Annotated in this window: 7 protein-coding genes; 5 read left to right on the plus strand and 2 right to left on the minus strand. The window is 60.8% G+C overall.

From position 1 onward, the window contains the following. From leuS to ACIONG_RS26790, 5 genes are all read left to right on the plus strand, one after another. The coding region (gene leuS, locus ACIONG_RS26770) for a leucine--tRNA ligase (RefSeq protein ID WP_401303708.1) at positions 1-2,499 on the plus strand (2,499 nt) is incomplete at its 5' end. Positions 2,500-2,586: 87 nt separating this feature from the next. Next, positions 2,587-3,192, plus strand: coding sequence for an LPS assembly lipoprotein LptE (lptE, locus tag ACIONG_RS26775; RefSeq protein WP_103303678.1), 606 nt, complete (start codon positions 2,587-2,589; stop codon positions 3,190-3,192). Positions 3,193-3,231: 39 nt separating this feature from the next. Beyond that, a complete protein-coding gene (gene holA, locus ACIONG_RS26780) occupies positions 3,232-4,269 on the plus strand; it encodes a DNA polymerase III subunit delta (protein ID WP_166216743.1) in 1,038 nt (345 codons plus the stop codon). Positions 4,270-4,407: 138 nt separating this feature from the next. Beyond that, positions 4,408-4,572 carry an alternative ribosome rescue factor ArfA gene (arfA, locus tag ACIONG_RS26785; protein ID WP_103303680.1) on the plus strand — a complete coding sequence of 55 codons (165 nt, stop codon included), beginning with the start codon at positions 4,408-4,410 and terminating at the stop codon, positions 4,570-4,572. A 61-nt stretch (positions 4,573-4,633) separates the two neighbouring features. Continuing rightward, positions 4,634-5,956: a lytic murein transglycosylase gene (locus tag ACIONG_RS26790; RefSeq protein WP_103303681.1), complete on the plus strand. Its 1,323-nt coding sequence runs from the start codon at positions 4,634-4,636 to the stop codon at positions 5,954-5,956. 117 nt (positions 5,957-6,073) lie between these two features. Here the strand turns inward: ACIONG_RS26790 and ACIONG_RS26795 are convergent, their stop codons facing one another. Together ACIONG_RS26795 and lipA are read right to left on the minus strand one after the other, a co-directional pair. Beyond that, positions 6,074-7,024, minus strand: coding sequence for an LD-carboxypeptidase (locus ACIONG_RS26795; RefSeq protein ID WP_401303711.1), 951 nt, complete (start codon positions 7,022-7,024; stop codon positions 6,074-6,076). A gap of 235 nt (positions 7,025-7,259) precedes the next feature. Then, positions 7,260-8,240 carry a lipoyl synthase gene (gene lipA / locus ACIONG_RS26800; RefSeq protein WP_394597386.1) on the minus strand — a complete coding sequence of 327 codons (981 nt, stop codon included), beginning with the start codon at positions 8,238-8,240 and terminating at the stop codon, positions 7,260-7,262. Between the last annotated feature and the right edge of the window lie 8 nt (positions 8,241-8,248).

The following is an 8,248-nucleotide window of genomic DNA, read 5'->3' on the forward strand; positions in this document are numbered from 1 at the left end:
GGCGTGTCGATGGTGCCTTACCCCAGCGGCAAGCTTCACAGGGGGCACGTGCGCAACTACACCCTCGGCGACGTGATCTCCCGCTACCAGCGCATGCAAGGCAAGAACGTTCTGCAACCGATGGGTTGGGACGCCTTCGGCATGCCGGCGGAAAACGCCGCGATGAAGAACAACGTCGCACCGGCCAAGTGGACCTACGAAAACATCGCCTACATGAAAACCCAGCTGCGTAGCCTGGGTCTGGCGGTCGACTGGTCGCGTGAAGTCACCACCTGCAAACCGGATTACTACCGCTGGGAACAATGGCTGTTCACTCGCCTGTTCGAAAAAGGCGTGATCTACCGTAAAAACGGCACCGTGAACTGGGACCCGATCGATCAGACCGTTCTGGCCCACGCACAGGTGATCGACGGTCGCGGCTGGCGTTCCGGCGCGCTGATCGAAAAGCGCGAAATCCCGATGTACTACTTCAAGATCACCGCCTACGCGGATGAGCTGCTGGAGAGCCTCGACGATCTGCCGGGCTGGCCTGAACAGGTCAAGACCATGCAGCGCAACTGGATCGGCAAATCCCGTGGCATGGAAGTGCAGTTCCCGTACAACGTCGATTCCATCGGCGAAGCCGGCACCCTGAAAGTCTTCACCACCCGTCCGGACACCCTGATGGGCGCAACTTATGTTGCCGTTGCTGCCGAGCACCCGCTGGCCACACAAGCCGCGCAAAACAATCCTGAGCTGCAAGCGTTCATCGCGGAATGCAAGGGCGGCAGCGTTGCCGAAGCCGACGTCGCCACGCAAGAGAAGAAAGGTCTGCCGACCGGCCTCTTCGTCGAGCACCCGCTGACCGGTGAAAAGCTGCCTGTCTGGGTCGCCAACTACGTACTGATGCACTACGGCGACGGCGCGGTCATGGCGGTCCCGGCTCACGACGAGCGCGACTTCGAATTCGCCCACAAGTACAACCTGCCGGTGAAATCGGTGGTGCGTACCAGCTCCGGCGACACCAACCCGGCCCCATGGCAAGACGCCTACGGCGAGCATGGCACGCTGATCAACTCCGGTGAGTTCGACGGTCTGGACTTCGCTGGCGCGTTCGACGCCATGGAAGTCGCCCTGATCAAAAAACAACTGGGCGCCTCGCGCACCCAGTTCCGCCTGCGCGACTGGGGCATCAGCCGTCAGCGCTACTGGGGCTGCCCGATCCCGATCATCCACTGCGATGCCTGCGGTGACGTGCCGGTGCCGGAAGACCAACTGCCAGTCGTGCTGCCGGAAGACGTCGTGCCTGACGGCGCCGGTTCGCCACTGGCGCGCATGCCTGAGTTTTACGAGTGCAACTGCCCGAAATGCGGTCAGCCTGCCAAGCGTGAAACCGACACCATGGACACCTTCGTAGAGTCGTCGTGGTACTACGCCCGTTATGCCTCGCCGCACTTTGAAGGCGGTCTGGTCGAGAAATCCGCAGCCGACCACTGGTTGCCGGTGGATCAGTACATCGGCGGTATCGAACACGCGATTCTGCACCTGCTCTACGCGCGCTTCTTCCACAAGCTGATGCGCGACGAAGGCCTGGTGAGCTCCAACGAACCGTTCAAAAACCTGCTGACCCAGGGCATGGTGATCGCCGAAACGTACTATCGCCGCGAAGCCAACGGTGCCTACACCTGGTTCAACCCGGCAGACGTAGAACTTGAGCGTGATAGCAAAGCCAAAGTCATCAGTGCCAAGCTGAAGTCTGACGGCTTGCCGGTAGAAATCGGCGGCACCGAGAAGATGGCCAAGTCGAAGAACAACGGTGTCGACCCTCAGTCGATGATCGACCAGTTCGGCGCCGACACCTGCCGCCTGTTCATGATGTTCGCATCGCCACCGGACATGAGCGCCGAATGGTCCGACTCCGGCGTTGAAGGTTCGCACCGTTTCCTCAAACGCGTCTGGCGACTGGCGCAAGCCCACGTCACTCAGGGCCTGCCGGGCAAGCTCGACATCGCTAGCCTGAACGACGAGCAGAAAGCCGTTCGCCGTGCGATCCACCTGGCCATCAAACAGGCCAGCCATGACGTCGGTCAGAACCACAAATTCAACACCGCCATCGCTCAGGTGATGACGCTGATGAACGTGCTGGAAAAAGCTCCGCAAGGCACCGAGCAGGATCGCGCGCTGATTCACGAAGGTCTGGAAGCCGTGACATTGCTGCTGGCTCCAATCACGCCGCACATCAGCCACGAGCTGTGGAATCAACTGGGCCATGCTGACGCGGTCATCGATGCCGACTGGCCTGCTGTAGACGAAAGCGCGCTGGTACAAGACAGCCTGACGCTGGTTATTCAAGTGAATGGCAAACTGCGCGGCCAGATCGAAATGCCGGCCAGCGCGACCCGTGAAGAAGTCGAAGCCGCCGCGCGTATCAACGAAAACGTGCTGCGCTTCGTCGATGGCCTGACTATTCGTAAAGTGATTGTAGTGCCCGGGAAACTGGTCAATATCGTCGCCAGCTAATTGGATCGGGCGCCGGGTTTGCCCGGCGCCAAGTAAAACCTTTCGGGCCGCATGAACGGCCCACATGGTTTCAAGGGGAGCAACACAATGATCAAACGCAATCTGCTGGTGATGGGCCTCGCTGTGCTGCTGAGCGCCTGCGGTTTCCAGCTGCGTGGTACCGGCACCAATGAACTGTCGATCAAGGAACTGGATCTGAGCGCGCGTAACGCCTATGGCGAGACCGTCACTCAACTGCGTCAGGTACTGGAATCCAGCGGCGTCAAGGTTTACAGCGGCGCGCCGTACAAGCTGTTCCTGGCTGACGAACAGGAAAGCCAGCGCATTCTCAGCTACGCCGGTGCCGGCCGTACGGGCGAATATCAGGTCAGCACTGTTCTGAGCTATGACATTCGTGGCGACAAGAACCTTTCCCTGCTGAGCGACAAGCTTGAAGTGCAGAAAGTATTTATCCACGACGGCAACAACCTCGTCGGCTCTGACCAGGAAGCCAACGACGCGCGTCGCGATATTCGTCGCGAGCTGGTTCAGCGCATGATGCTGCGCCTGCAACAGCTGACCCCGGGTCAACTGGAGCAACTGCAGCAAGCCGCCAACAACCGCGCCAAGGCTGAAGCCGACGCGCTCGAGGCGGCGCAAAAGGCTGAAGCGGAAACCCCGCGTCAGTCGCCGCTTGAAATTCCGCAGCAGTAAGACGTTCGGGGCGCTCAGGCGCCCCGTTCGATTGTTCTTATGAAGCTCGCTCCCGCTCAACTCGGCAAACACCTGCAAGGCGCCCTCGCGCCGGTCTACATCATCAGTGGCGATGACCCGCTGCTGTGCCAGGAAGCCGCCGACGCCATCCGCAGTGCTGCGCGCCAGCAAGGTTTCGACGAACGTCAGGTCTTCGCCGCCGACGCCAATTTCGATTGGGGTACGTTGCTGCAGGCCGGCGCGAGCATGTCGTTGTTCGCCGAGAAACGCCTTCTGGAACTGCGTCTGCCTTCGGGCAAACCTGGTGACAAGGGCGCTGCCGCATTCATCGAGTACTGCTCGCGCCCTGCGGAAGACACTGTGCTGCTGATCAGCCTGCCCAAGCTCGATGGCAGTGCGCAGAAGACCAAGTGGGGCAAGGCGCTGGTCGAAGGTCAGCAGACCCAGTTCATCCAGATCTGGCCGGTGGATGCCAATCAGCTGCCAAGCTGGATTCGTCAGCGTTTGTCGCAGGCCGGCTTGTCGGCCAGTCAGGACGCCGTCGAACTGATTGCCGCGCGCGTCGAGGGCAACCTGCTCGCCGCTGCGCAGGAAATCGAAAAGCTCAAGCTGATGGCCGAGGGTGGCCAGATTACCGTCGAAACGGTGCAGGCGGCTGTGGCCGACAGTGCACGATTCGACGTGTTTGGCCTGACCGATGCGGTGCTCAACGGTGAACCGGCCCACGCCCTGCGCATGCTCGAAGGCCTGCGTGGCGAGGGTGTCGAACCGCCAGTGATTCTCTGGGCGCTGGCGCGGGAGTTGCGCCTGCTGGCCAATATCTCGCTGCAATACAGCCAGGGCACGCCGCTGGACAAGTGTTTCAGTCAGGCGAAGCCACCGGTCTGGGACAAGCGCAAACCGTTGATGAGCAAAGCCCTGCAACGCTATACGGCGCAACGCTGGGCGCAGTTGCTGCTCGAAGCGCAGCGCATCGATGCGCAGATCAAGGGCCAGGCGGCCGGATCGCCATGGATGAGCCTGAGTCGTTTGGCGTTATTGATGGCCGGCCAGCGACTGTCTTTGCCTGCTGAATAAGACGCTCAACCGCATAACGGCCATTCGCGAGCCGGCTCGCGAAAGCGCCAGAACATTCCTACACAACAGGCACTGGACAGACGCCCGACATCGGCAGATTATTTGCCGCGCAAAACCCACTCGATCGAGAGAACCCTCATGAGCAAAAAGCCAGCGAAACATCGCCCCAACAAGGCCAAATCCATCGTCGCCCAACCCTTGTTCCGCAGTCGCCAGGAACGACCAACCAAGGGCAAAGGCAGCTACCGCCGCGAAGCCTTCCAGTCTGACAGCTGGGAGGCTTCTTACTTTCTGGCCGCCTGAAGCGCAGTACCCCCCGGTCATGTTAAGGTCTGCACCTGATTCGTTTCCCCTGGAACTGTGCATGCCCCTAAGTCTTTCCCGTCGCTGGCCTGTTCGCCAGATGATCGCTGCCTCCAGCTTCATTCTGCTTGTCGCCTGCGCGGAAAAACCGACCGCCGCCGACGCGCAACCTCTCCAAGCCGCTCCTGTCGCCACGGCCCCAGCGATCATCCCGCCGGTAGTGCCGTCCGCCGACCCTCTCGATCTTCAGCCGACCCAGACCTTTGCCGAATGGCAAGCAGGTTTCCGCAAGGATGCCCTGGCCGCCGGGATCCGCGCCGACCTGTTTGATCGCGCATTTGCCAATGTCAGCTTCGACGCCAGCGTGATTCGCGCCGACCGCAGTCAGCCGGAATTCTCCCGCCCGGTGTGGGAATACCTCGATGGCGCCCTTTCGCCATTGCGCGTGCGCAAAGGTCAGGCATTGATCAACCAGTACGCCGACATTCTGCAAAGCATCGAACAGCGTTATGGCGTTGACCGTCAGGCCTTGGTGTCGGTGTGGGGCATGGAGAGTAACTTCGGTCAGTTCCAGGGCAGCAAGTCGGTAATCAACTCGCTGGCCACCCTCGCCTACGAAGGCCGCCGCCCGGGCTTTGCCCACGCGCAATTGATCGCAGCCCTGCAGATCCTGCAACAGGGCGATATCACTCCGGAGAAGATGCTTGGCTCTTGGGCTGGCGCGATGGGTCAGACTCAATTCATCCCGACCACCTACAACACCCACGCCGTAGATTTCGATGGTGACGGTCGCCGCGACATCTGGGGCAGCCCTGCCGATGCGCTGGCCTCGACGGCCCACTACCTGCAAAGCTCCGGCTGGCAGCGCGGGCAGCCGTGGGGTTTTGAAGTGCAATTGCCGAGCAGCTTCAACTACACGCTGGCCGACGGCGCCATTCGTAAAAGCGTCGCCGAATGGCGGCAACTGGGCGTGATCCTGCCGAATGGCGGTCAAGTACCTGCGGGCTCCGAGCAATTGTCGGCCGCCCTGTTGCTGCCGGCCGGTTATCGAGGCCCCGCGTTCCTGATCCTCGACAACTTCCGGGCGATCCTCAAGTACAACAATTCTTCGTCGTATGCCTTGGCGGTGAGCCTGTTGTCCGAGCGCTTCAATGGCGGTGGTCTGATCAACGGCACCTGGCCGAAAGATGATCTGCCGCTGAGCCGTACCGAGCGCATCGAGTTGCAGACCCTGCTGAGTGCACGCAACTATGATGCGGGCACAGCAGACGGGATTATCGGCGCCAATACGCGCAAGGCGATCCGCAGTGCACAGCAGTCGTTTGGCTGGCCGGCGGATGGCTATCCGACGCATAAGCTGCTTGAGAGCCTGCGTAGCCAGTAAAAGCATCGCGGGCAAGCCCGCCCCCACAGGTTCAGCGGTGATCACAATATCTGTGTACACCACGAACCTTGTGGGAGCGGGCTTGCCCGCGAAGACTGACGAATTGACGATAACTCTCTACCGTCGAACCACCACATCCTGCTCCAGCATCAACTCCTTCTTCCCCGCATCCAGTCGAACCAGCGCGCCCAACGGCAGCGTCAGATTCGGATCGCAGTGCCCGCTACGCCACCCCGATAGCACCGGAATCCGCAACGGTTCGAAAGTCTGCTTGAGCAAGCGGTTGAGCGCCTCGACTTCTACTCCCGCGATATCCCCGACCAGCACACCGCGCAGTTTTGCCAACTTGCCGGCCAGACGCATCTGGGTCAGCAATCGGTCGATGCGATACAGCGGTTCGTTGACATCTTCGATGAGCAAAATCACCCCCTCGACATCGATTTCATAAGGCGTACCGAGGGTCGAAGCGATCATTGCCAGATTGCCGCCTAGCAAGCGTCCATGGGCGATCCCGGGCTCGACCGTGGTCAATGGGTGAGCCACCGGGTGACTCAACACACTCCCCGCCTTCACCTGGCCACGGAGCATGGCGAAAAACGAGGCGACGGTCGGCGGTTCCTTGTCACCCAACAAGTCCGCATTGAGCAACGGCCCGTGAAAGGTTACGAAGCCTGCGTAACGGCTGATGGCCAGGTGCAGGGCGGTGATGTCGCTGTAGCCGACAAACGGCTTGGCGTTGCGGCTCAGCAGATCGAAGTCGATACGGTCTAGCAGCCGTGGCGTACCGTAGCCACCGCGCAGGCAGATAATGGCGTCGACCTCGGGATCAGCGAATGCGGCATGCAAATCGTTGAGTCGCACGTCATCGCTGCCGGCCAGGTAGCCGTCCTTCTCATAAACCCCCGGGAACACCCGTAATTCGTAACCACGGGCACGCATCCACTGCACAGCCTTGTCCGTGTCCAGCGCGCCGGGGCCGGCTGGGGCAATGACACCGATCAGCCCCTCTGACGGCAAGGCCGGTACAGGTTTATGCGGGAACAGGGTGTGGGTCGGTCGAACGGTCATCCGTGGGGCTCCGTGTGTGAAGTCGTGCAGACACAGTAGTCAGGAACACATATAAACAAAAGAGGCATTGTGGCCCAGTAACTTGCTCCCGCTAGAGTGCGCAGCAGTCCCAAGCATACTGGGGTCGCTGCGCGACCCAGCGGGAGCAAGCTCCCTCGCCACAGGTTAAGTGGTCAAACTTCCCATACAAAAATACCCGCCGAGGCGGGTATTTTGTGAAGCCTTCAGCGATGGATCAGGAACCCAGCAGCTCAGCCTTGACCAGCTTCGCCTGCTCGTCGGCGTGGTACGAAGAACGCACCAGCGGACCCGAAGCAACGTTCTTGAAGCCCATCTTGTAACCTTCCTCGGCGAACCAGGCGAAGGTGTCCGGGTGCACGAAACGCTGCACCGGCAAGTGGCTGCGCGACGGTTGCAGGTACTGGCCCAAGGTCAGCATATCGATGTCGTGTTCGCGCATGCGCTTCATGACTTCGATAACTTCCTCGTCGGTCTCGCCCAGACCCAGCATCAGGCCGGATTTGGTTGGAATGTGCGGCATCATCTGCTTGAAGCGCTGCAGCAGGGTCAGCGACCACTGGTAGTCCGAACCCGGACGCGCAGCCTTGTACAGGCGCGGTACGGTTTCCAGGTTGTGGTTGAACACATCCGGCGGCTCGGCGGCAGTGATTTCCAGGGCGATGTCCATGCGACCACGGTAGTCCGGAACCAGGGTTTCCAACTGCACGTTCGGCGACAGTTTGCGAATTTCGCGGATGCAGTCGGCAAAGTGCTGAGCACCGCCATCACGCAGGTCGTCGCGGTCAACGGAGGTGATCACCACATACTTGAGCTTGAGGTCAGCGATGGCGATGGCCAGGCTTTCCGGCTCGTTGACGTCCAGTGGCTTCGGACGACCGTGGCCAACGTCGCAGAACGGGCAGCGACGGGTGCAGATGTCGCCCATGATCATGAACGTCGCGGTACCGCCGGAGAAGCATTCGCCCAGGTTCGGGCAGGACGCTTCTTCGCAAACGCTGTGCAGCTTGTGTTTGCGCAGCAGGCTCTTGATCCGGTCGACTTCCGGCGAAACCGGAATACGTACACGAATCCAGTCAGGTTTTTTCGGCAGTTCGGTGGTCGGAATGATCTTTACCGGGATGCGTGCAACCTTCTCGGCGCCGCGCAGCTTGACGCCGGCTTCAACCTTGGGACGCGGGGCCGGGCGCTCGGTCACGTCGAGCG

This window comes from Pseudomonas sp. NPDC087817, assembly GCF_044742875.1.
In the GTDB taxonomy this organism is placed as follows: domain Bacteria; phylum Pseudomonadota; class Gammaproteobacteria; order Pseudomonadales; family Pseudomonadaceae; genus Aquipseudomonas.

Excerpts from the sequence above, each read along its gene's own strand:
- lptE (WP_103303678.1), top strand. The coding sequence starts at position 2,587 with ATGATCAAACGCAATCTGCTGGTGATGGGCCTCGCTGTGCTGCTGAGC.
- holA (WP_166216743.1), top strand. The coding sequence starts at position 3,232 with ATGAAGCTCGCTCCCGCTCAACTCGGCAAACACCTGCAAGGCGCCCTC.
- arfA (WP_103303680.1), top strand. The coding sequence starts at position 4,408 with ATGAGCAAAAAGCCAGCGAAACATCGCCCCAACAAGGCCAAATCCATC.
- ACIONG_RS26790 (WP_103303681.1), top strand. The coding sequence starts at position 4,634 with ATGCCCCTAAGTCTTTCCCGTCGCTGGCCTGTTCGCCAGATGATCGCT.
- ACIONG_RS26795 (WP_401303711.1), bottom strand. The coding sequence starts at position 7,024 with ATGACCGTTCGACCGACCCACACCCTGTTCCCGCATAAACCTGTACCG.